This window comes from Pseudomonas sp. GW822-FHT02D10 (assembly GCF_058802345.1).
On record NZ_JBXAOB010000005.1, the window covers coordinates 19,229 to 42,843 of the forward strand.

The 23,615-nt window shown below is 59.5% G+C and carries 19 protein-coding genes; 9 read left to right on the forward strand and 10 right to left on the reverse strand.

What is annotated here, in order from left to right; genetic code table 11:
* Nucleotides 1-3 precede the first annotated feature (3 nt).
* The 6 genes from AC1RPZ_RS09915 (at nucleotide 4) to AC1RPZ_RS09940 (ending at nucleotide 6,902) form a co-directional block, all read left to right on the forward strand.
* A complete protein-coding gene (locus AC1RPZ_RS09915; RefSeq protein WP_493136866.1) occupies nucleotides 4-1,419 on the forward strand; it encodes a Y-family DNA polymerase in 1,416 nt (471 codons plus the stop codon).
* Entirely contained in the window at nucleotides 1,395-4,493 is a 3,099-nt protein-coding gene (locus AC1RPZ_RS09920) for an error-prone DNA polymerase (RefSeq protein ID WP_493136867.1), read from the forward strand. The genes AC1RPZ_RS09915 and AC1RPZ_RS09920 overlap by 25 nt, the downstream gene beginning before the upstream one ends.
* A 198-nt stretch (nucleotides 4,494-4,691) precedes the next feature.
* Nucleotides 4,692-5,372, forward strand: a complete 681-nt coding sequence (locus AC1RPZ_RS09925) for a CsgG/HfaB family protein (protein WP_493136868.1) — start codon at nucleotides 4,692-4,694, stop codon at nucleotides 5,370-5,372.
* 30 nt (nucleotides 5,373-5,402) lie between these two features.
* Entirely contained in the window at nucleotides 5,403-5,774 is a 372-nt protein-coding gene (locus AC1RPZ_RS09930) for a DUF4810 domain-containing protein (RefSeq protein WP_493136869.1), read from the forward strand.
* Entirely contained in the window at nucleotides 5,771-6,430 is a 660-nt protein-coding gene (locus tag AC1RPZ_RS09935) for a DUF799 domain-containing protein (RefSeq protein ID WP_493136870.1), read from the forward strand. Before AC1RPZ_RS09930 ends, AC1RPZ_RS09935 begins: the two co-directional genes overlap by 4 nt.
* Nucleotides 6,431-6,662: 232 nt before the next feature.
* Nucleotides 6,663-6,902: an HP1242/YdcH family protein gene (locus AC1RPZ_RS09940; protein WP_071555372.1), complete on the forward strand. Its 240-nt coding sequence runs from the start codon at nucleotides 6,663-6,665 to the stop codon at nucleotides 6,900-6,902.
* Nucleotides 6,903-6,980: 78 nt separating this feature from the next.
* Here AC1RPZ_RS09940 and AC1RPZ_RS09945 read toward each other — a convergent pair whose 3' ends face one another.
* The 7 genes from AC1RPZ_RS09945 to AC1RPZ_RS09975 all read right to left on the reverse strand — a co-directional run bounded on the left by AC1RPZ_RS09945 (nucleotide 6,981) and on the right by AC1RPZ_RS09975 (nucleotide 14,425).
* Nucleotides 6,981-8,135 (reverse strand): sterol desaturase/SRPBCC family protein, encoded by a 1,155-nt coding sequence (locus AC1RPZ_RS09945; RefSeq protein WP_493136871.1) that lies wholly within the window; start codon nucleotides 8,133-8,135, stop codon nucleotides 6,981-6,983.
* Between the two features lie 112 nt (nucleotides 8,136-8,247).
* Nucleotides 8,248-9,111, reverse strand: a complete 864-nt coding sequence (locus AC1RPZ_RS09950; RefSeq protein WP_493136872.1) for a LysR family transcriptional regulator — start codon at nucleotides 9,109-9,111, stop codon at nucleotides 8,248-8,250.
* 459 nt (nucleotides 9,112-9,570) lie between these two features.
* Nucleotides 9,571-10,029, reverse strand: coding sequence for an REP-associated tyrosine transposase (locus AC1RPZ_RS09955; RefSeq protein ID WP_493136873.1), 459 nt, complete (start codon nucleotides 10,027-10,029; stop codon nucleotides 9,571-9,573).
* A 215-nt stretch (nucleotides 10,030-10,244) separates the two neighbouring features.
* On the reverse strand, nucleotides 10,245-10,616 hold the full coding sequence (locus AC1RPZ_RS09960; protein WP_493136874.1) for a DUF6124 family protein: 372 nt from the start codon (nucleotides 10,614-10,616) through the stop codon (nucleotides 10,245-10,247).
* Nucleotides 10,617-11,188: 572 nt separating this feature from the next.
* The gene (locus AC1RPZ_RS09965) at nucleotides 11,189-13,036 is read right to left on the reverse strand and encodes an amidohydrolase (RefSeq protein WP_493137154.1); all 1,848 of its coding nucleotides are present in this window, start codon (nucleotides 13,034-13,036) and stop codon (nucleotides 11,189-11,191) included.
* Nucleotides 13,037-13,349: 313 nt separating this feature from the next.
* Nucleotides 13,350-13,664, reverse strand: coding sequence for an SCP2 sterol-binding domain-containing protein (locus AC1RPZ_RS09970; RefSeq protein ID WP_019690779.1), 315 nt, complete (start codon nucleotides 13,662-13,664; stop codon nucleotides 13,350-13,352).
* A gap of 50 nt (nucleotides 13,665-13,714) precedes the next feature.
* Nucleotides 13,715-14,425, reverse strand: coding sequence for a histidine phosphatase family protein (locus AC1RPZ_RS09975; RefSeq protein WP_493136875.1), 711 nt, complete (start codon nucleotides 14,423-14,425; stop codon nucleotides 13,715-13,717).
* 205 nt (nucleotides 14,426-14,630) lie between these two features.
* On the opposite strand from AC1RPZ_RS09975, the gene sohB reads away from it, so the two are divergent.
* A complete protein-coding gene (gene sohB, locus AC1RPZ_RS09980) occupies nucleotides 14,631-15,653 on the forward strand; it encodes a protease SohB (RefSeq protein ID WP_493136876.1) in 1,023 nt (340 codons plus the stop codon).
* Nucleotides 15,654-15,865: 212 nt separating this feature from the next.
* Entirely contained in the window at nucleotides 15,866-19,321 is a 3,456-nt protein-coding gene (locus AC1RPZ_RS09985; protein WP_493136877.1) for a dermonecrotic toxin domain-containing protein, read from the forward strand.
* Nucleotides 19,322-19,546: 225 nt separating this feature from the next.
* On the opposite strand, the gene AC1RPZ_RS09990 is transcribed toward AC1RPZ_RS09985, so the two are convergent.
* A complete protein-coding gene (locus tag AC1RPZ_RS09990; RefSeq protein ID WP_493136878.1) occupies nucleotides 19,547-20,041 on the reverse strand; it encodes a DUF934 domain-containing protein in 495 nt (164 codons plus the stop codon).
* The gene (locus AC1RPZ_RS09995) at nucleotides 20,025-21,683 is read right to left on the reverse strand and encodes a nitrite/sulfite reductase (protein WP_493136879.1); all 1,659 of its coding nucleotides are present in this window, start codon (nucleotides 21,681-21,683) and stop codon (nucleotides 20,025-20,027) included. The genes AC1RPZ_RS09990 and AC1RPZ_RS09995 overlap by 17 nt, the downstream gene beginning before the upstream one ends.
* A gap of 520 nt (nucleotides 21,684-22,203) precedes the next feature.
* Between AC1RPZ_RS09995 and AC1RPZ_RS10000 the strand changes: the two genes are divergently transcribed.
* Nucleotides 22,204-23,289, forward strand: a complete 1,086-nt coding sequence (locus AC1RPZ_RS10000) for an ABC transporter substrate-binding protein (protein ID WP_493136880.1) — start codon at nucleotides 22,204-22,206, stop codon at nucleotides 23,287-23,289.
* A 23-nt stretch (nucleotides 23,290-23,312) separates the two neighbouring features.
* On the opposite strand, the gene AC1RPZ_RS10005 is transcribed toward AC1RPZ_RS10000, so the two are convergent.
* Nucleotides 23,313-23,531 carry a DUF2970 domain-containing protein gene (locus AC1RPZ_RS10005; protein WP_493136881.1) on the reverse strand — a complete coding sequence of 73 codons (219 nt, stop codon included), beginning with the start codon at nucleotides 23,529-23,531 and terminating at the stop codon, nucleotides 23,313-23,315.
* Between the last annotated feature and the right edge of the window lie 84 nt (nucleotides 23,532-23,615).

Here is a 23,615-nt window from a genome sequence, read left to right on the forward strand (position 1 = left end):
GGCATGCGCTGGGTCTGTATCCTTTTCCCGCAGTTGGCGCTGGACGCGGTGTTGCGTCAGCGCAGCGATCCTGACGAACCGCTGGCGCTGCTGAGCGGGCCGGCGCAGCGTCGGGTGTTGCAAGCGGTCAATGCGCCAGCGCGAGCATTGGGGTTGCGCCCGGGCCAGTCGATGACCGCCGCCCAGGCCTTGAGCAAGGCTTTTGCCTGCGCTGACTATGACGTGAGCGAAATCGAGCATTGGCAACAGTTTCTCGCCGCCTGGGCCTACCGCTTCAGCTCTCAGGTCAGCGTGCATTACCCGCGCGCCGTGCTGTTTGAAATCGAGTCGAGCCTGGGGCTGTTCGGGCCCTGGCCGCAGTTCGAGGCGCGGTTGCGCGCAGAACTTACGGCGCTGGGTTTTCGCCATCGTCTGGTCGCGGCGCCCAATCCGCTGGCCGCACGGGTCCTGGCCAATGCCTACGACGGTCTGGCGGTACCGGACAATGACGCGTTGCGACAATTGCTCGGGCAGATGCCCATCGAGCGGATCGGGCTTGAGCAAACGGTTGCCACTGCACTGTCGCGGATGGGCTTGCGCACCTTGAGCCAGGTTCAGGCACTGCCGCGTCAAACCCTGGCCCGGCGCTTCGAGGCGCAAGTGCTCAAGCACCTCGATACCCTGTTGGGTGAACGGCCGCTGGCCCTGGGGTTTTATCTGCCGCCGGACCGTTTCGATGTGCGGATCGAGCTGAATTTCGATGTGCAATCCCATCAGGCATTGCTGTTCCCCTTACGCCGGCTGACCGGTGATCTTTCGGCGTTTCTGTGTGGCCGGGACAGCGGTGTGCAGCGCTTTGACCTGCACCTGGAACACGCCGGGTTGCCGGACACGCTGATCAAGGTCGGCCTGCTGAGCGCCGAGCGCGACCCGGCGATGCTCTTCGAACTGGCCCGGGGTCGGCTGGAACAGGTGCAGGTCGAGGCGCCGGTGCGCGGTTTTCGTCTGTCGGCGCAGGACTTGCCGAGCTTCGTCCCGCAACGCCGGGAGTTGTTCGACGAACGCCCGCAACAGTCCTTGCCCTGGGAACAACTGCGCGAGCGCTTGCGTGCACGGCTGGGGGACGAGGCGGTGCAGGGCCTGGGTTTTCAGGCCGATCACCGACCGGAGTGTGCATGGCAGCCGAATGCGCAGACTCAGGCCTGCCCGGCGTTGCCTGATGTGCAACGTCCCGGCTGGTTGCTGACCGAGCCGCTGCCCGTGCATGAAGGCACGGCGCGGATCCTCATGGGGCCGGAGCGCATCGAGTCCGGTTGGTGGGATGGCGCTGATGTGCGCCGCGATTACTACCTGATCGAAACCCGTTCCGGTCAGCAGGCCTGGGCCTATCGTGCGGTGGGTGAGGCCGGACCGCTGTGGCTGCAAGGCTGGTTCGCATGAGCGCCGACTACGCCGAACTGCACTGCCTGTCGAACTTCAGTTTCCAGCGCGGCGCATCGAGTGCCCACGAGCTGTTCGAACGGGCCAAGCGTCAGGGGTATCAGGCCCTGGCGATCACCGACGAGTGCACCCTGGCCGGTATTGTCCGTGCCTGGCAAGCGGCCAAGGCGCTGGAATTGCGGCTGATCATCGGCAGTGAAGTGCGCATCGAAAACGGTCCGAAACTGGTGCTGCTGGTGGAAAACCTTGAGGGTTATCAGGCGCTGTGCCGGCTGATCACCCACGCGCGGCGGCGCACGGAAAAGGGCCAGTACCGGGTGCTGCGCGAAGACTTCAGCGAGCCATTGCCCGGACTGTTGGCACTGTGGGTGCCGGATACGGTCGACGCGCTGGAGCAGGGCAGTTGGCTAAAAGGTGTCTTTGGCGAGCGGCTGTGGCTGGCAGTCGAGTTGCATTGCGGGCAGAACGACGCCCGCCGTCTGGCCGACTTACAGGCCTTGGCTGCCCGCTTGCAGATTCCGGCGGTGGCCAGCGGCGATGTGCACATGCATGCCCGCGGCCGCCGCGCGTTGCAGGACACCATGACGGCGATTCGTCTGCATGTGCGGGTCGCCGACGCCGGGCAGCGCTTGCATCCCAATGGCGAACGGCATTTGCGCAGCCTTGAGGCGTTGCGCGAGTTGTATCCACCGTCGTTGCTCGAAGAAACGCGGGTCATTGCCCGGCGTTGTACCTTCGATCTCGGTCAGTTGCGCTACCAATACCCGCGTGAGCTGGTGCCGCAAGGGCAGACGCCGACCTCCTGGCTACGCCGGTTGACCGAACAGGGCCTGTGCCGGCGCTGGCCTGAGGGGCCGGACAGCACGGTCATGGCGCTGATCGAAAAGGAACTGCAGCTGATCGCCGAGCTCGGTTACGAGAGCTATTTTCTCACCGTCGAAGACATCGTCAGCTTCGCCCGTCGCCAGCACATTTTGTGTCAGGGGCGCGGTTCGGCCGCCAACTCGGCGGTGTGTTACGCCTTGGGCATCACCGAAATCGACCCGAGCCGGACGAGCATGCTGTTCGAGCGGTTCCTCTCCAGAGAGCGCAACGAACCGCCGGACATTGACGTCGATTTCGAGCATGAGCGCCGCGAAGAAGTCTTGCAGTACGTGTTCCAGCGCTATGGCCGGACCCGGGCCGCGCTGACGGCGGTGGTCAGCACTTACCACGGTGCCGGCGCGATTCGCGACGTGGCCAAGGCCCTTGGTTTGCCGCCGGATCAGGTCAACGCCTTGGCTGATTGCTGCGGTCATTGGAGCGACGATGTGCCGCCACTGGAGCGTTTGCGCGAAGGTGGCTTCGACCCGGACAGCCCGGTGTTGCGTCGAGTATTGAGCCTGACCCGGCAGCTGATCGGTTTCCCCCGGCACCTGTCCCAGCATCCGGGCGGTTTCGTGATTTCCGAGCAGCCGCTGGACAGCCTGGTGCCAGTGGAAAATGCGGCCATGGCCGAGCGCACGATCATTCAGTGGGACAAGGACGATCTGGACATGGTCGGCCTGCTCAAGGTCGACATTCTCGCCCTCGGCATGCTCAGCGCTATTCGTCGCTGTTTCGACTTGCTGCGCCACCATCGCGGTCGGGACCTGAGCCTGGCCAACATCCCGTCCGAGGACCGGCAAACCTACGAGATGATCAGCCGCGCCGACACTATTGGAGTATTTCAGATCGAGTCACGGGCGCAGATGTCGATGTTGCCACGGCTCAAACCCCAAAACTTCTATGACCTGGTGATCGAAGTGGCCATCGTCCGTCCCGGGCCGATCCAGGGCGGGATGGTGCACCCGTACCTGCGGCGACGTAACAAGGAAGAACCTGAAACCTATCCCTCGGTACAGCTGGAAGCCGTGCTCAAACGCACGCTCGGTGTGCCGTTGTTTCAGGAACAGGTCATGCAGATTGCGATTGTGGCCGCCGACTACAGTCCCGGCGAGGCCGATCAGTTGCGCCGTTCCATAGCGGCCTGGAAACGCCATGGTGGTCTTGAACCGCACCAGAAGCGCCTTCGCGAAGGCATGCTGAAAAACGGTTACACGGAGGAATTCGCCGCGCAGATCTTCGAGCAGATCAAGGGTTTTGGCAGCTACGGTTTTCCCGAATCCCACGCCGCCAGTTTTGCCTTGCTGACCTACGCCAGTTGCTGGCTGAAATGCCATGAGCCGGCGGCGTTTGCCTGTGCGCTGATCAACAGTTGGCCGATGGGTTTCTATAGCCCGGACCAGATTCTCCAGGACGCTCGCCGGCATCATTTGCAGATCCGCCCGGTGGACGTGGCCGCCAGTGACTGGGATTGCAGCCTGGAGCCGATTGACGGCGAACAACCGGCGATTCGCTTGGGGTTGCGCATGATCAAGGGCTTTCGCGAGGACGATGCTCGCCGTATCGAAGCGGCGCGCTTACGGGGCACATTCATCGACATTGCCGACCTGGGCGAGCGCGCCCGACTCGATGCTCGTGCACAAGAACAACTGGCCGACGCCGGAGCCCTGCGCAGGCTGGCCGGTGATCGCCATCGCGCACGCTGGGAAGTGGCCGGGGTGCAGAAGCAACTGGGATTGTTCGCCGGGTTGCCGAGCGAGGAAGAGCCTGGCGTGGTGTTACCCAAACCGACCGTGAGCGAGGACCTGCAAGCTGACTACAGCAGCGTCGGTACGACCCTCGGCCCACATCCGCTGGCATTGTTGCGCGAGGCGTTGCGTGCCCGGCGTTGCCGCAGTTCACGGGAGCTGCTTGAAGTCGAACATGGGCGCAACGTCAGCGTCGCCGGTCTGGTCACCGGCCGCCAACGCCCGGGCACCGCCAGTGGCGTGACCTTCGTGACCCTTGAAGACGAGTTCGGTAACATCAACGTCGTGGTCTGGCGCGACCTCGCCGAGCGCCAACGCAAAGCACTGATTGGCTCGCAACTGCTCAAGATCGACGGCCGCTGGGAAAAAGTCGGCGAAGTGCGGCACCTGATTGCCGGACGCTTGAGCGACCTGAGCCCGCTGCTCAACGGCATCAGCGTGCACAGTCGGGATTTTCACTAGTTGCCATGATCACTCAAGAAACTGACGCCAAAAAAATATAAACGCTGTCTTCAGTAGTGGCACTTTGGCATAATGCCGCCCGCCGACGTTCTGCACGTCGATTGCCGATTCGAATCCCCATCGCTTTTTCGCCACCACAACCCGCAGTGGTTGGGCACGGCCGTGCCGGGATAAACCGTTTTTCAGAAGGAATGCACAATGAGAATGATCTCTCGAATGGTGGTATCAGGGGCGGCGATTGCCGTATTGGGCGCGATGGCCGGGTGTGCGACCGAAAGCTCCCGGGCATTGCCGGTAGAAAAAGTCGAAAGCGCCAGCCATGTCTTTGCCGGTGTTCGAGTGCCCATGGCAGTCGGCAAGTTCGACAACCGTTCGAGCTACATGCGCGGGATTTTCTCCGACGGCGTGGATCGCCTCGGCGGTCAGGCCAAGACCATCCTGATCACTCACTTGCAGCAGACCAATCGCTTCAGTGTGCTGGACCGCGACAACATGGGCGAGATCCAGCAGGAAGCGTCGATCAAGGGCCAGTCCCAGCGCCTCAAGGGTGCGGACTTTGTGGTGACCGGCGACGTCACCGAGTTCGGCCGCAAAGAGACCGGTGATCACCAGCTGTTCGGCATTCTTGGTCGTGGCAAGACCCAGGTGGCGTACGCCAAGGTCAACTTGAACATCGTCAACATCAGCACTTCGGAAGTCGTCTATTCGACTCAGGGCGCGGGTGAATACGCCTTGTCCAACCGTGAAGTCATCGGCTTCGGCGGTACCGCTGCCTACGATTCGACCCTCAATGGCAAGGTGCTCGACCTGGCCATGCGCGAGGCGATCAATCGTCTGGTGGACGGCATGAATTCCGGTGCATGGAAACCGGGCAACTGATCAAGGTCGATGACAAGGAGCGGTACAAGCATGTTCAAGCGTTATAAGTCGCGGGCGTTGATGACGTCGATGTTGCTGGTGAGTGGCCTGCTGGCCGGATGCAGCAGCCCGAAAACCCTTTACCAGTGGGAAGGCTACCAGCCACAGGTGTATGAGTATTTCAAAGGTGAAGAGCCCAAGGAAGCTCAGGCCGAAGCGCTGGAGCGCGACCTGCAAAAGATCAAGTCCACCGGCAAGACGCCGCCGCCTGGCTACCACGCCCACCTGGGCCTGTTGTACCTGAGCCTGGGCAAGGACGATCAGATGGTGCAGCAGTTCAGAACCGAGAAGACCCTGTTTCCCGAGTCGACGCCGTACATGGACTTCCTGCTTAAAAACGCCAAGACCGGAGACACCCAATGATCGCGCGCTCATTGAAACTGATGGCCGGCCTGCTGGCCCTGGCAGTCCTCGGCGGTTGCGTCAGCCCCAAGACCGTGGACTACTCGGCTTACAAGCAAAGCCGTCCCAAAACCATTCTGGTACTGCCGCCGCTGAACAATTCGCCGGACGTCAAGGCGTCCTACAGCATGCTCTCGCAGGTTACGTATCCGCTGGCTGAAGCCGGTTACTACGTGCTGCCGATCACGCTGGTCGACGAGACGTTCCACCAGAACGGTCTGACTACGCCGGCGGACATCCACCAGGCCCCGGCCAACAAACTGCGCGAGATCTTCGGTGCCGATGCCGCGCTCTACATTACCGTGACTGATTACGGCACTCGCTACATGGTGATCTCCAGCGCAACCGTGGTGACCGCCAGTGCAAAACTGGTGGACCTCAAGACGGGCACCACCCTGTGGACCGGCACGGCCAGTGCGTCGAGCGAAGAGGGCAACAACAACAGTGGAGGCGGTTTGCTGGGTGTGCTGATCACCGCAGCGGTCAAGCAGATCATCAACAGTTCCACCGACGCCGGTCACCCGATTGCCGGTGTCACCAGTGCACGACTGTTGTCGGCGGGGCATCCCGCGGGGTTGCTGTACGGGCCGCGTTCGCCGAAGTACGGTACCGACTGATTTACCCTGTTCAGGTTGCCATGTGCTGGCAACCTGAATGAGCTTTACAGCAATGAAACCATCAGCAGCGGCCATATCGACATTTTGTTGGCAGTGACGATAACGGCATGTCCGACTAACGAGCACCGCTGGTCCGATTGATAGTCGACAGCAACCGCCGAGCGAGGCCATTCTGATAACTGGCGAGCGCGCGCAAAGGCGTTCGCCACCGATCAACAAACGGAGGTGTTCCATGCCGGTGAATCATGACCTGTATCAGGACCTGAGCTGCTCAAAGGAAGTCATTCAGCAAAAGCGTGCCAATGATCCCCACCTGAACGCGCTGCTGGATAAATATTCGGAAATCGACAACCGGGTCCTGAAGGCTGAAGCCCAGGCTCTGGCAGATGACGAAGTGAGGAAGCTCAAGGAGAAGCGCCTTTCGATCAAAGACGAAATATCCCGGAGTTTGAACGGTTCTGCCAGAACGTGACCAACGTACGGGGGCGCAGTGTCGCCCCCTGTTCGGCAGCCTGCTTGCAAGCGCAGATTCGACGTGGTGTGTTGCTCATCAGGCGACTGCTCCTGTCTGGGCCGGGATCGTCCGTTGCGCCATGTCGCGCAGGGCCAGCATCGAAGCTGCCGATTCGTGTTCGATACGCCGCTTGAGCAACAGTTGATTGGCCAGGCGCATCAGCAGTCCACTGAAGCGGTATTCCAGGGTGCGAACGAAGCGCGTCCCGTCACCCTCGCTGTCACATTCATACGTCAGCAGTAACTCCAGACCGTGATCACCCTGAGCACGAGCGCTCCAGCGGCGACCCGGCAGGTACTCGTTGACCTCCCAGCTCAAGTGCCCGGCCCGCCCGCCGGCATGAATGTCTTCTTCAAAACGTGACCCCGCGTGCAGCGGCCCTGGCGGACCGTCGACTTTCAGCGATGAAGGGTGCCACTCTGGCCAACGCATCGCGGCGCTGGCGTAGGCGAGCACGGCGATCGGGTCGCGTGCGATGTCGATCTGGTGCTGCAGGCGGGTCATGGGCGCTCGCCTCGTTTGAAGGTGCGAATGATCGGGTTCGGCTTCCCAATACAGCGTGCCGAACAGGTAGTCCATCAGCGGCAAAACGATATTGAAGTTGCGCTCCTGCATCAGCTCGCGACGGTGATGCAGTGCGTGCAGACGGCGCATCTGGCGAATCCATGGCAGGCGGGTGACGGGATTGCTCGGCGGCAGATGTTCGCAGGCGTGAAACACCTCGTAAGTCAGGTAGCCGAGGATCATGCAACCGGCGAACAGCCCGGCGACGTTGCCATTGAGGTGTTTGAGCAGCCACCAGGCGGGCAGGGTGACCACCAGGCTGTGCAGCACGATCAGCCACGCCGGAAACAGAATCACCCGCCAGTCGCGAACCGTGTCGTAGGTCATGTAGCCAGGGGCGAAAAAGCTGTGGTGATCGCCGGCGTGCCGGGCATAGAACAGCCGCGCAAAGGGCTTTTTGTGATGGCCCAGATGCCGGTGCACGACGTAGACCGCGAAATTGAAAAACAACAGCGTCAGCGGTACCGCCAGCCATTCCAGTGGTTGCACCTGATGCACGGTGCTCCAGAACAGCGCGATGCCCAGCACACCGAAGGCCAGTACAAAACCGCCGTGCAGCCACGGGTTGTAGAACCGATGAATATCGGCCCGGTAGCGGGCACGAAACGCCTGGGTGGTTTGCCTCACCGCGATCACCTGTTGTCGTTGTTATAAAAGCAAGACTAGTCGCGGCGAAATTATCTGGCCAATGGATGTCGGGAATGGGCGGGTATTCACGCCGAACGGGTGTGGATGTTGCTCAGATCAGCGGATCCCAGCGCTGGGACCAGTCGCTGTCGGTCTTGACCAGTTCCCGTAACAACTCGAATGCCTGTTGCAGCACCGCCGAGTCGCGATCCCGCGAGTACACCAGATAGGTCGGGTAGCTGAATTCCGGGGCTTTGGGCACCCGTTCCAGCACGCCGCTGTCGAGGTAGGTCTGAACCACCCGCGTGCGGAAATAACCGGCGCCACCGTTTTGCAGGATGTATTGCAGCGCCAGGGGGCCGAGGTTGAAGCTCAACGCGGCTTTGGCCTTGTCCGGCAGTGCCGCGTCGTGCTGGCGGCGAAACTCCTGGCCCCAGTCGATGTAGACGTAGGGCTCGGGCCTCGACGGCAGGCGCACCTGGATGAGTTTTTCCTCCAGCAGTTGCTCCACTTGCAGCCGAGGCCAGTACTCGGGTTGGAACACCAGTGCGGCATCCAGCACGCCCAATTCCAACTGACGCAACAGGTTTTCACCGTCGCGGATTTCCATGCGCAAGGCATGGCTGGGGATCTTCTCGCGCAGTTCACGGGCCCAGCTGAGCATCAACGGGTTGCACAAACTGACCTCGCCGCCGATGTGCAGCACATTGCGGTAGCCTTCCGGCAACGGCAGATCCCGGCGCGCCGCTTCCCACGTTTGCACCAACTGATTGGCGTACACCACGAAGGCTTCGCCGTCCGCGGTCAGGCGAGCACCGGCGCGGTTGCGCACGAACAGGGTGCTGGCGAGCTGGCTTTCGAGCTTCTGCACCCGCGCGGTGATCGCGGTCTGGGTGACGTGGAGTTTTTCGGCGGCGGCCGCAAGACTGCCGCAGCGAATGATTTCCAGGAAGGTACGGGCGAGATCGATGTCCATAAGCAGTCGCTGACGTAAAGAGCCCAGCAGTGTAGAGCAAGCGCAACGCTGAACTCGAGCTGAATGAGCGCGCGCGACGTGCATGGCTATTTCCGTAGCAGCAGACTGCGCGAGCTGATACGAAGACAGTGTGGGTCAATCGCCCGGCGCGTTTCCCTGAGGATGCGCGGCCGGAGGCTCCCATTGAACCGTCCCTGGCCTTTGATGGAAGCGCAAGGGTAGAGGCTGTGTTACGAGGGTTACCTGATCGAGATCAATCTTGTGTCTGCAAAGCTTTCATTTCCCCGTAGGAGCTGCCGAAGGCTGCGATCTTGGCGGCGATGGTGCATCGACACGATCAAGGTCAAAAGATCGCAGGCTGCGCCAGCTCCTACGCCGATCGCGTACACCCGGGATTTATGGATATACGTCGATCCCCGTAGGAGCTGCCGAAGGCTGCGATCTTTTGATCTTTGCACTTCAAAGCCACATCGCGTCCCACAATGGATAATCCCCCAGCCGCCTGGCCAACCCGGCACGTAACGGGTTCATCACGATGTAACGTGCTGCCTCTTTTACGTTTTCGTCTTTGCGTAATGCCCGGTCGTGATAACCGCGTTGCCAAAGGCGCTCACTGCACCTGTGCATGAGATTGATCGAGCGACTGCTGCGTGATTTCACACGGCACATCAGCTCGGCCAAGCTGCCGTGCTCTAGCTGTACTAACCAATGGAAGTGATCCGGCATCACCACCCACGCCATTGATATAACCTGATGCCGTTCTTCAGCCTCTCGAAACTCATTGACCAGCAGTCGCCCTGTGCGCCAATCGGCAAAAACCGGTTGGCGCTGATGCACGACTGCCGTCAGCAAATAAATACGACCTGATTCAGAAAACCGCGCCTTGCGCAGGCGACATCCGTTGGCAGCGATAGGCAATCCTTTGCCCTCCAGAAAAATGCTTGTCTGATCACGCTAGTTCGTTCGGACGTCCTGGATCAGGCAAAGCATTGTCGGGATGTTTCCGAGAAAGCCCAAAAGATCGCGTACACCCGGGACTTATGGATATACATCGATCCCCGTAGGAGCTGCCGCAGGCTGCGATCTTTTGATCTTGAAAAACAACGTCAAAAGATCGCAGGCTGCGCCAGCTCCTACGCGGGATCAGGCGGATCAAGGTGATCCAGTGCGCGATTCACTGCCAACTCGGCCAGGGAAATCATCTGCTGAATCGCCAGTGCGGTATTGCGCTTGGGGCCTTCGAGCTCAAACGCCAGATCGCTGGTCATGACGTTGGCCGAGGCGAGGGTTTCGCAGGCATGGGCCAGCAGGGTTTCACTGTCGACGTCGGGGGCGATGACGAAAATGCAGCCGGGACGTCGGTCGGCTAACAATGCCTTGGTCTCGGGTAGCACCAGGTAGTGATCGAGCGCGCGGTGCGCGGCGGCGTGGAGTTCTTTTGAGTCGAGGGAGGCGTAGGGGGAAACCGGGTCGGTTTCGGGGGGATTGGGAGTGGCTTTGAACATGGTGAACCTCGCTTTGACATTGTGAGTTACCACCGTCTGCCGCCAAGCAGATTGGGTGGCGGGTTACACAAGTTTGGCGGACCGGCTCAAAGCGTAAAAATGCCGGCATCCCCGAAGGGATCCTTGGGCAACCCGCCATGACACAGGAGAGCAGGCACCCAAAAGTGCCGTCAATCATGTTGTGGGGCGTTGTTGCACGCATTCAAAACCGGGCCGCCAAGCCCGTGCCGCTGAATGGTCAGCGACACGGAAACGATAGAGGCGAGACCCAAAGCGCACAAGCCGGCGGATTCTGGCGCAGGTGTAGGCCGTGACGCAAGGCGCTGTAGCCTCTGATGGGCACTGCGTAGGCAAGCTTAAACGCCCGTAGCAGCTGCCGAGCCCGCGAGGCTGCGTTCGGCCGCGAAGCGGTCGTAAAATCATGCAACACGTTCATTCAGGTAAACCGCGTACACAGGGTTTGCGAGGACTGCGTCCTCGAACGCAGCCTCGCGAGCTCGACAGCTGCTACGGGTATGGGCGCGGCTCTACAACAAGCCCGCCATTGGCCGGCTCCCTGCCAAGCCTGTCGGTCAAAACGCAAAACACGAACAACCAAACGCGCCCCAGAACCCTTGGAAGTCGCTGACCGGCGCGTTCGACAAGCGCGCTCGTTCATGGCTGTGGGCATGCACCGCGCAGGCGCCCACGCATTGATGCGTTTGGGCGGTGAGCGGCGCCAGGGGTTTCCAGTGCCCCGGCACATTCGCCACCGGTGACCAGTCGGGCATTACCGGTAAACGCGGCGGGTCGAGTTTGTCGAATTCGAGGCTGCCGTACACCACCTTGCCGTTGACTACGGTCAACACCGATTCAATCCATTTGATCGCATCGTCGTCGACGCTGAAGTAGTCGGCAGACAACGCCACCAGATCGGCCAGTTGCCCGACCTTGATCTGGCCCTTTGTGCCTTGCTCGGAGGAGAACCAGGCGCTGCCATGGGTGTAGAGTTCCAGCGCCGTGTCGCGGTTCAGGCCTTGCGGGTACAGCTCCAAACCGCCGACGGTGCGGCCGCTGACCAGCCAGTAGAGCGACGTCCACGGGTTGTAGCTGGAAACCCGTGTGGCATCGGTGCCGGCTCCGACCGGGATGCCTTCGGCAAGCATGCGCTGGATCGGCGGGGTGTGCTCGGCGGCCTTGGCACCGTAACGGTCGACAAAGTACTCGCCCTGAAAAGCCATGCGATCCTGGATTGCAATGCCGCCGCCCAGTGCACGAACCCGCTCGATGTTCTGCGGGGTGATGGTTTCGGCGTGATCGAAGAACCACGGCAGCCCGTCGAACGGGATATCGCGGTTAACCTTTTCGAACACGTCGAGCATCCGCGTGATCGATTCGTTGTAGGTGGCGTGCAAGCGAAATGGCCAGCGCTGCTCCACCAGATGCCGGACCACAGGCTCCAGTTCCTGCTCCATGGTCTGCGGCAGATCGGGGCGCGGTTCGAGGAAGTCTTCAAAGTCGGCTGCGGAGAACACCAGCATTTCGCCAGCGCCGTTGTGCCGCAAAAAATCGTCACCCTGGCCGTAGTGCGAGGTGTTGGTCCAGTTCTTGAAGTCGGTCAGCTCTTCCTTGGGTTTTTGGGTGAACAGGTTGTAGGCGATGCGTACGCTGAGTTGCTGGTCTTTCGCCAACTGCTGGATGACCTGATAGTCGTCCGGGTAGTTCTGATAGCCGCCACCGGCGTCAATGGCGCTGGTGACGCCGAGGCGATTGAGTTCGCGCATGAACTGCCGAGTCGAGTTGACCTGATACTCCAACGGCAGCTTCGGCCCCTTGGCCAGGGTCGAGTACAGAATCATCGCGTTCGGCCGGGCGATCAGCATGCCGGTGGGATCGCCATTGGCATCGCGCTGGATTTCACCGCCTGGCGGGTTCGGCGTATTGCGGTCGTAGCCGACCACTTTCAGCGCCGCGCGGTTGAGCAGGGCGCGGTCATACAGGTGCAGGACGAACACTGGCGTGTCAGGTGCGGCTTTGTTCAGTTCTTCAATCGTCGGCAGGCGTTTTTCGGCGAACTGGAACTCGGTCCAGCCACCGACCACGCGTACCCATTGCGGTGCCGGCGTGCGATCGGCCTGATCCTTGAGCAGACGCAGAGCGTCGACCAAGGACGGCACGCCTTCCCAGCGCAGTTCGAGGTTGTAGTTCAGGCCACCACGGATCAGGTGCAGGTGCGAGTCGTTGAGACCGGGGATCACCGTGCGTTTTTGCAGGTCGATGACTTGGGTGCTGGCGCCACGCAGGGGCATGACGTGCGCATCATCGCCGACGGCAATAAACCGTCCATCCTTGATGGCGACCGCACTGGCCTGGGGCTTATCCCGGTCAACCGTGTGCAAGCGACCGTTGAACAAGATGAGATCGGCTGGGGAGTTGGTCATGCTGCTGCTCTCCGCAAATAGAGGACTGGTCCAGGCACTGACGGTGCCTGCCGAAAGGCCTTGCAGTACGCGGCGGTGGTTGAAGCGGTCGTAGCAGTCAGGTGGACTCATGGCGTCATTCGTTCTCCGCAGGTGTTCGGTCGAGCAAGCGGCCGTATGCGTGAGCCGTACGGCCAGCAAAGAATATAGACGGCAAAATCGGGGGAGGCGTCGTTGTGCGGGGAAATTTACGACCGGCTGAAACGACGAATCCCGCCATAAAGGCGGGATTCGTCTGCAGCCAAAGGGGCTCCCGAGGTCGGGAGCCGCCGTCTTAGCTTGGGAACAGCTCGGACAGTTTCATGGCCAGCATCATGTCGCCTTCAGCGCGCAGTTTGCCGCCCATGAACGCTTGCATGCCGTCGGTCGAACCGTCGACGATGCCTTCCAGGGTTTCGCCGTCCATGACCAGAGTCACTTGAGCGTCCGGGTTTTCGCCTTCTTTCAGCTCGCACGTGCTGTCTTTGACGATCAGCGAGAAGTTCTTGGTGTCGTCGATGCGGAAACCGAAAACCAGGTCCAGACCGGCAGCAGCGGCTGGGTTGAACTTGGCTTTCATGGCTTGTACGGCGTCAGCTACGGAGGTCATGGTTCGATCCTTTTATGAGGTGTTACAACAAGGGTCACAGTGATCCGGACTCAACGGAAAGTGATGAGTTCCGGGGCCTTCAGCAGTTGTAAATGTGCATGACTGTTGAAGGAAGCCAGCGCCACCTCGCGACCACGGAACTTCAGTTGGTTGAGCGAGGTGTTAACGATTTGCCAATTCAGTTCAAAGGCCTGTCTGGCCGGCATTTGAGTAATCAGGTGAAGCAGGGCAGTGATGGTCCCGCCGGAGGTGAACACGGCGATTTTCTGGGTGTTGTCGGCTTGTTCGAGAATACGCTGCAAACCTGCCTGGACCCGCTCGACGAAGCCGAGCCAGCTTTCGAGGCCCGGTGGGTCGTACGTACCCGCCAGCCAGCGCTCGATGATCAAGGCAAAGATTCGCTGAAACTCGCCGCGATTCTGCGCGGCATTGCGCAGAATGTGCAGGGCTTCGGGCTCTTCGGGCAACAGGTCCGGAAGCAGTGCGCGGATCACCGCGTCAGCGTCGAACTCGTTGAAGGCCGAATCGATTTCCAGGGGCGGCACCGGCAGGCCGACAGCGCCGAATTGCGCCAGAGCGCTGTTGGCGGTGTGTTGCTGGCGACGCAGGTCGCCCGACAGGCAGCGGTCGAAACTCAATCCCAGTTCAGCCAGGTGGCTGCCGAGTACTTCTGCCTGACGAATACCGGTTGGCGACAGCACGTCGTAGTCGTCTGCACCGAAGGAGGCCTGGCCATGTCGAATCAAATAGATGCTGCCCACGTCCGCGTCATCCCGGTACGTTGAAGGTTTTGCGAGGTTATGAGGATGCCGGTGAGCTGTCAATGAAAAAACATACGCTTGTTTGAAATGCTCGTTAGAGGGCCGTTACAGAAGGTTTCATGACTGGTCGCAACGCGGCCGCATGGGTATGCTGAAGGTATACGCGTCTGCGTGTTCAGCGGCGCACTGTCGTTAAGGAGTCAATGTGGAGTTTTTTGCCGAGTACGCAAGTTTCCTGGCTAAAACCGTTACCCTGGTGATCGCCATTCTGGTGGTCCTGGCCAGTTTTGCGGCGTTGCGCAGCAAGGGTCGGCGCAAGTCTGCGGGCCAGTTGCAGGTCAACAAACTGAATGATTTCTACAAAGGGCTGCGTGAGCGTCTGGAGCAGTCGCTGCTCGACAAGGATCAGCTCAAGGCCGTGCGTAAGTCCGAAGCCAAGGCCGAGAAAAAACAGAAGAAAAAACCGGAAGCCAAACCTCGGGTGTTCGTGCTGGATTTCGACGGCGACATCAAGGCTTCGGCGACTGAAAGCCTGCGCCACGAAATCACTGCACTCCTGTCCCTGGCCACGCCAAAGGATGAAGTTGTACTGCGTCTGGAAAGCGGTGGCGGCATGGTTCACAGCTACGGTCTGGCTTCCTCGCAACTGGCGCGCATTCGTCAGGCCGGTGTGCCATTGACCGTGTGTATCGACAAGGTCGCGGCCAGCGGCGGTTACATGATGGCGTGCATCGGTGAGAAGATCATCAGCGCGCCGTTTGCCATTCTGGGTTCGATCGGGGTGGTGGCGCAGTTACCTAACGTCAATCGTTTGCTGAAAAAGCACGACATCGACTTCGAAGTCCTGACGGCCGGCGAGTACAAACGCACGCTGACGGTGTTTGGCGAAAACACCGAAAAAGGCCGGGAGAAGTTCCAGGAAGACCTGGATGTGACTCACGAGCTGTTCAAGAACTTCGTCTCGCGCTACCGCCCACAGTTGGCCATCAACGAAGTGGCCACCGGTGAAATCTGGTTGGGTGTCGCAGCGCTGGAAAAACGCTTGGTCGATGAACTGAAAACCAGCGACGAATACCTCGCTGAACGCGCCAAAGGCGCAGAGCTGTTTCACCTGCATTATTCTGAACGCAAGAGCCTGCAAGAACGCGTCGGCCTGGCGGCCAGCGGTTCGATTGATCGCGTCCTGTTGACGTGGTGGAGCCGTCTCACCCAACAGCGCTTCTGGTAAGGCGCACGGGGCTCGCCAGTGCGGGCCCGTTATCGCGGCGTCGAGTGCAATGCTCGGCGCTGTACAGGCTCGTGTCGCTGGCGTTTACCCTCTGCATTTCAGGTCTTTTGAGGCTGTCGCGTTTTCCCGCCGGATTGAAGACATTTCCTGCTTTTGTTGCGGCAGGCACCGCCTAAGCTCTCAACTCCCAAGTCAACTGCAAAGGATTGCAAATGATGGCGCTAGAGAGTCAACGCCACCCGGTCACTGGCCGGTTACCTGCTCAGAACAAACAGTCACTGTCGAGCCTTGCACTGGATGCCGTATTGCCTTCGACCCCGACTCAATATGCCGCGAAGTTGATCGAGGAGCGTTGGGGGGCAGCGCCATTGGCCGCTCGACTGGTCGATCTCAATTACAGTTTTTATGGCTACCCCGCGCAACAGGGCGTGCAGCAAGGCCGAGTCAGCAAGTCGCAAAGCCTGGTGCAGGCCTTGTTGTCCAACTACCAGACTGTGGGCGCGGGTCGTTTCGGGGAAACGGCATTCGGCCTGTATACGCCTCCTGCCGTGGGCCCGGAAGTCCGAATCGTCGAGATCGATCAGTCGATCAACCCTGACGGTGGGTTCCACGATTATGAGGGCATTTACCGTCAAACAACTCCTCAGGTCTACGGCCCGAGCACTCAGCTAACGCTTCAGCCTGCTGAATTCAAGAAGTGGGTCTGGGAGCTGGAGCTCAAGGACAAATACACTGCTTATGTGCACGCTGCCTGGCCCTCCGATGAGGTCTGTCTTGCACCGCAAGGCTATCCATTGCGCACCTCGGTAAAGACCGCGTTTGTCATGGCGGCTTATTTGCAAAGTCAGGAAAACAGCCTGACCCAGGACGGACTCGCATTGGCGCTGTTGGCTGCCGGGTTCGATGCGCAGCAAACGTGGGAGCAACTGACGGTAGAGCAATTGCAGGCCTGGGCGATGGTCGAGGCTTCAATAGAGGCAGCGCGTCTGGTCATTTACCGTTATGTATCGAGCGATATCTGGAGTTTTCGGAATAAAGACAGTGAACGGATCCTGCTTTATATCCCGGGAAACGCTTCACCTTTCCACGAGTTTGCGGACCACAAGGCGTTGTGCAAATGGGTTGCCGACGTGGGTAAGGACGCTTCCAGAAAGCAGGCGCTGATGGTGCACTTTTCCGATGACGACCAGCAGGACGGCACGTTCCACGCAGGAGTGTCGACCGCGTTGGACGGCATGGCGATTTACCCCCGGCAACACCATCTGAAGAAAGACCATGGTTTTTTCAACGATGATGGTTACTGGGATCCTGCCGATTACGTTCACTTCGAGGTGCCGGCACTCCCAGCCGACCCCTTCGCCCAGTGGGTGTTGGCGATGAAGCAAGCAGCCCAGGCAAGTATCGAAACCATTCGTGACGATGCTCAGGTCAACCGAGACGATTTGAGCGCGGTGGTCGAGCCCGTTGTGCAATGGATCAACACATTTGGCCCTTTGGCGTTGTTCGTTCCTGGGGGCGAAGGTTTGTTGGCGTTGGCCGGACTGATCGATGCCGGTTATGGGTTGGCTCAGGCGGTTGACGGCAAGACTCCAGATGAGCGCTCGGCAGGTGTCACACGCACCGTATTCGGTTTGCTTAATGCCTTGCCACTGGTCGCGGAGGGGGCAGCCATCAAGGCCGAAGAACATTCCGTCGGCATCGGGTCTGAGCCCGGTCCTGCACCAGCGGTTGTGGAGGAGCCCTTGCCCGGCGAGTCCTCGTTCGTGGCCGGAGATGTTGTGCCTCCAGCCCCTGGCGCTGAACGGGTGCAGTTGATGCGAGGTATCGGGCCGAGTGTCCAATCATTCAGCGATGAGGTGCTGGCCCAGATAGGTCATGTCAGCCCGGTGGACGATGACGTATTGCGTCTGATGCACACGGGGCAGCGGCCACCGTCACCGGTGCTGGCGGATACCATCAGTCGTTTCACTATCGATCAGGATTTGCAACGTGCCATTGACGCGTTACCCGAAGGTTCGGCGCAGGCCGAGCAGCTAAAGAGCACACGAATCGAACAGTTCAAGCAGCGTTACGACGCACTTCAGTATTCGGATAACGAGTGGGTCAGGTTGTTTCAGCATCAATACCCGGGTTTGCCGAAAAGTGCGGTGGAGCAAATGCTCGACAGATCGGGAGTGGACATTGCTGCGCCCCACACACTGGCTGACGCCAAGCGAGTGCTGGGGCAGTTGAGTGGCAAGGCGCAACAGTATGAGCAACATGTACGCCTGTGCCGCGCCTATGAGGGGCTTTATCTGAAGTCGGTCGAAAATGCCGACAGTGATGTGCTCGTTTTGCATACACTGGAACGACTGCCGGGCTGGTCGCTCAAGACTCGAATTGAGGTGCTCGACGGGCTGGTTGGTACGGCTGAGTTTGACCAGGCGCTTCTCGATCTTCTGCCGCAAGAGCAACGCTCGGCCCTCGGTTTGCGTCCAGGCCATGAATGGCGGGACTTGCAGCTCAAAATTCGGGAGAACGCACTGCCGCGCTCCGAATTGATGCTCGGGCTGCACAGGATGGACTCCGGGCTGACCTTTCACCGTCTCGGGTTGTCAGGTGGTGGATTCCCGAACACTGCGCAGTCCGGTGAGCTATCCACAGAGATGATGAGGCTTCAAGTCAAAGAGATTTATCCTGCTTTCACGGCTGAGCAAGCGGATGAGTTTCTGTTGAATGCGGGAGCCCGGGCTCAGGCTGATCTCTATCGGTTGAGGTTGCAGGCCGAGCAATTGCGTATCGATATCACCGAGTGGATTGAAGACATAACCGACGATATCGAAGACATTGACATCGAGTTTCTGCTCGCGGGTGATGAGGACGCCGAGGGATTGAGTGATGTCGAGATCGAGGAGGAGAACGAAGCGCGCATAGAAGAGTGGATGGAGCTTGAACGCGAGACCCGATATGAGCTAGCCGAGGAACTGATCGCCATTTGGCAAAGACGCAGTGGGCCAGACAGCAGGGTCTATCGCAATGGTCAGCTGATTGGCTTTCACCTGGACATGGACTTTGAGCAGATGCACTACCTCCCGCAGCTCAACGTCAAGTTGAACGACGTGGTGTCTCTCACCATGCCGAATTTCAAGTTAACGCAGCGCGGTAGCCTTAACGGATTCCTTGAGTGTTTTCCCAACCTGCGCACGTTGAATATGCAGGGCGTCGATTTACGGCTCTTTGATCAGAATGGCATTGAGATTGGTCGATTGCCGCCCGCTATCGCTGATATGCGTCAGCTTGAGAAGCTTAATCTGAAAGCGACCCGGCTGGTTCTGACAGAGGAAACCAGAGGCCAGCTCGCCGAGCTTACCCGACTTCAGGAGCTCGATCTAAGCGAAAACCCGCTCGGTCTCTCGCCGACAGTGATTAAGATGACGGGTCTACGTCAACTCAAGCTGCGGGGATCGGGTCTCAGGACTTGCCCGATTTTTACCCTCGATCATTCTGGCCTGGAGCGCTTGGATCTGCGTGATAACCAGATTACCCGAATACCTGAAGCGGTTCGAAAGCAGTCGGTGCTTCAAAACAATGTCTTGTTATCAGGGAATCCATTAACGGACGCAGACAGTTTGCAGTGGGTCGTGACTCATCACGCACAGACCGGGATCAATCTATGGATGGTGCCGTAGGCGGAGAGTTTTGCTCAGCCAGAGTGTGACTGATCGGGCTGCCTCCAGACTGGCTGAGGGTATCTTCTTGCAAAAGAGGGCGGGGATCGTTTCTTCGGAGCTTCGGAGCTTCGGAGCTTTGGAGTTACATTGCCCCGCATGGGTGTCCCTGAGCGTAGGCCAAAACAATCTGAAACCGGTTTGAGTCCCGGTTTCAGATTCTGGTGTCACACGTTACGTGTTCGTTTAGCGACGACGGAACAGCGGCAGCGGTTCGTCGGTGGCGGCCTGATAGGTCACCGAGAAGTCCTTGAGGCTTTCAAGTGCTTCGTACGGGTCTTTATCGGCGCGCAATGCATAAGCGTCGAAACCGCAGCGGTGCAGGTAGAACAACTGGTCGCGCAGCACATCGCCAATCGCTCGCAGTTCGCCCTTGTAGCCGTAACGGTCACGCAGCAGGCGGGCGTTGGAGTAGTTACGCCCGTCGGTGAAGGCCGGGAAGTTCAGGGCAATGACCTGAAAGTGCGCGACGTCATCACCGATTTCTTCGGCTTCTTCATCGGCATCCAGCCACACGCCCAGACCGCCATCGCGGGCCTTGAGGGCGTGAGCGTGATCGCGCCACAGAGCCAGCGGCACGATCAGGTCGTCGCAGTTGGAGATGCCATCGAGGGTCGAGTCCTTGGGCATCAAGTGCCAGGTTTCGTCGATGACTTCGTTGTTCTTAATGATTCGCTGCATAGACGCGTTCCTTGAAGAGGTCGATGCCGATACGTTGGTAGGTGTCGATGAAGCGCTCGTCTTCGGTACGTTGTTCCACGTACACATCGATCAGCTTCGAGATCACATCGGGCATGTCGTTCTGGGCGAAAGACGGGCCGAGGATTTTGCCCAGGCTGGCGTCGCGGCTGGCGCTGCCGCCGAGGGACACCTGGTAGAACTCTTCACCTTTCTTGTCCACCCCGAGGATGCCGATGTGGCCGACGTGGTGGTGACCACAGGCGTTCATGCAGCCGGAGATGTTCAGGTCCAGTTCGCCGATGTCGAACAGGTAGTCCAGGTCGTCGAAGCGGCGCTGGATGGCTTCGGCGATCGGGATCGACTTGGCGTTGGCCAGGGAGCAGAAGTCGCCGCCCGGGCAGCAGATGATGTCGGTCAGCAGGCCGATATTCGGTGTAGCGAAACCTTGTTCGCGGAGTTCACCCCACATGGCGAACAATTGGCTCTGCTCGACGTCAGCCAGAATGATGTTCTGCTCGTGGGAGGTGCGCAGTTGGCCAAAACTGTAGCGGTCGGCCAGATCGGCAACGCCATCGAGTTGCTTGTCGGTCAGGTCGCCCGGCGCAACGCCGGTTGGCTTGAGCGACAGGGTCACGGCCACATAACCCGGCTTCTTGTGAGCCAGGGTGTTGCGGGTGCGCCAGCGAGCGAAGCCCGGGTGTTGCTTGTCGAGTTCGGCCAGTTCTGCCGTCTGATCGTTCAGGCCTTTGTAGTCCGGATCGACGAAGTGCTTGGCGACGCGATGAACTTCGGCCTCGGTCAGAGTGGTCTGGCCACCGCGAAGGTGTTCCATTTCCGCGTCGACTTTTTGCGCGAAGACTTCAGGCGTCAGGGCCTTGACCAGAATCTTGATCCGCGCCTTGTACTTGTTGTCGCGACGGCCATAGCGGTTGTACACACGCAGGATGGCGTCGAGGTAGCTCAACAGGTCTTGCCACGGCAGGAATTCATTGATGAATGCGCCGACGACCGGTGTACGACCGAGGCCGCCACCGACCAGCACGCGGAAACCCAGCTCGCCAGCAGCGTTGTGCACGGGCTCAAGGCCGATGTCATGCACTTCGATGGCTGCGCGGTCCGACGTCGAACCGTTGATGGCGATCTTGAACTTGCGCGGCAGGTAGGCGAATTCCGGATGGAAGGTCGTCCACTGACGGACGATTTCGCACCACGGACGCGGATCGATCAATTCGTCGGCAGCGACACCGGCGAACTGATCGGTGGTGACGTTGCGCAGGCAGTTGCCGCTGGTCTGGATCGCGTGCATCTGCACGGTCGCAAGCGTAGCCAGGATGTCCGGAATGTCTTCCAGCGCCGGCCAGTTGAACTGTACGTTCTGCCGGGTACTGATGTGGGCGTAGCCTTTGTCGTAGTCGCGGGCGATCCTGGCCATCATTCGCGCCTGGCGCGAAGTCAGTTGGCCATAAGGCACGGCAACCCGCAGCATCGGGGCGAAGCGCTGGATGTAAAGGCCATTTTGCAGGCGCAGGGGGCGGAATTCTTCTTCGCTCAGCTCGCCTGCCAGATAGCGTCGGGTCTGATCACGGAACTGCTTGACGCGGTCCTCGATGATCCGCTGATCGTACTCGTCGTATACGTACATATAGGTCCTGTTCTCAGGCTTGGGCCAATCAGGAACAGCTGCGCTTTTCGCTCGCTTGATTCCGGTACTGCCTTGGCAATTCTGCGCGCACGGCCGCGCACTCCCCACGGAGCCGAGGCAAGATACCAGTTTGCGTTTATGCGCAAAAGTGATGTTTGAGTATATATAAAGAACCAAATCGACTAATGAGATTGGTTATTGTCTTACCCACATTTGTGGTGCGGGCAATCCTCGACTTTACTGTGCTCGAGTCTTTATGCAATCACCGATAAAACCGACAAGAGGCGATGCAATGAGCAACCCAACCAAAGCACGGAAAAGCGATAGCAGTGTCGACGCATGGGCCATTCTGTTCTTGATCATCCTGGTAGTGAGCACTGCAGTGTTCTGGGTCAGCCATCAATAGGTAAGCGTGACCGGGCCCTGTTCCGAAGATTGTCGGACAAAACGCTAATTAATCGCGAATTGCCAGCATTTCGCCGGCTATAATGCGCGCTAATTTCCGGGGCTCGGATACTCAATGCTCAAGTTTTTCTGTGGGGTGTTACTGACGATTTGCACGGTCTATGGATCGGGCGCTCAAGCGGCGTCGGTGCTGTTCCTGAGCCCCGGAACTTCTGCAGAAACCTTTTGGCTCAGTTATTCGCAATTCATGCAGGCCGCCGCCCGGGATCTGGGCATGGACCTGCAGATACAGTATTCCGAGCGCGTGCCTGAAACCACGATCAAACAGGCTCGTGAAGCCCTGCAAGGGCCAAATCGGCCGGACTATCTGGTGTTCGCCAACGAGCAATATGTTGCGCCGGAAATTTTGCGGCTGTCCGAGGGCAGCGGCGTGAAGCTGTTTATCGTCAATAGCGCGCTAAACGCCGATCAACTGGCGTTGCTAGGCAACCGCGAGGAGAAGTACCCCAATTGGCTCGGTAGCCTGGTGCCCAACGATGAGGAGGGCGGTTACCTGATGCTCAAGGAGTTGATCCGCCTGCATCCCCCCGTTGCCCCAGGCCAGAAACTTGAGTTGCTGGCGTTTGCCGGTTTGAAAATCACGCCGGCCTCGCAGTTGCGTGAAAAGGGTCTGATGCGGGCGTTGCGCGAGCACCCTGAGGTGCATTTGCGGCAGCTGGTGTACGGCGCCTGGAGCCGTCAGCGCGTCCATGAGCAGGCGACGTTGCTGTTCAAGCGCTATCCGAAGACGTCGCTGATCTGGGCGGCCAACGATGAAATGGCATTCGGGGCGATGCAGGCTTATCAAGAGGCGGGTGGCAAGCCGGGCAAAGGCGCGCTGTTCAGCGCCGTCAATACCTCTCCGGCAGCCTTGCAGGCGCTGCTTGACGGTCGTCTCAGCGTATTACTGGGCGGGCATTTCAGTCTGGGCGGTTGGGCGCTGGTGGAGTTGCATGACTATGATCAGGGCGTCCACGTCGATCGATATGGTGGACGTGACCGACAAGTCCCGCTGTTGCAGTTGATTGACCGGGCGCAGGCCAGGCGATTGTTGGCCATCGGTGCCACGCAGAACTACGGCGTGAACTTCCGCAGCCTTTCTGCCAAGGATCGTCCGCTGAGTTATCGCTATCCGTTCAGCCTGCAAGCACTGATGCACTGATGCACTGATGCACTGACGTCAGGCTAAACCCCAGCCAGATGCAGGACCAGTTTTACGATACCAAACAGCGTCAGCGCAAAGACTGCCGTGAACAGAATGCCGAGCACCACAAAATGGCTGGGCTTGCCGTGTGTGAAGTCGCGGGCACGGTTCTTCCCGCTCTGCACGCCGAATGCCGCCGCCACCACGCTGTGCAGCATTTGCCAGAAGCTGGGTGGTTTATTGTTGTCTGGATCGTCCATAAATCCCTCGTCACCGGTGTGTGTCACCAGAGCATAGACAATCGGGGCCAAAAAAGATCGCAGCCTGCGGCAGCTCCTACGGGT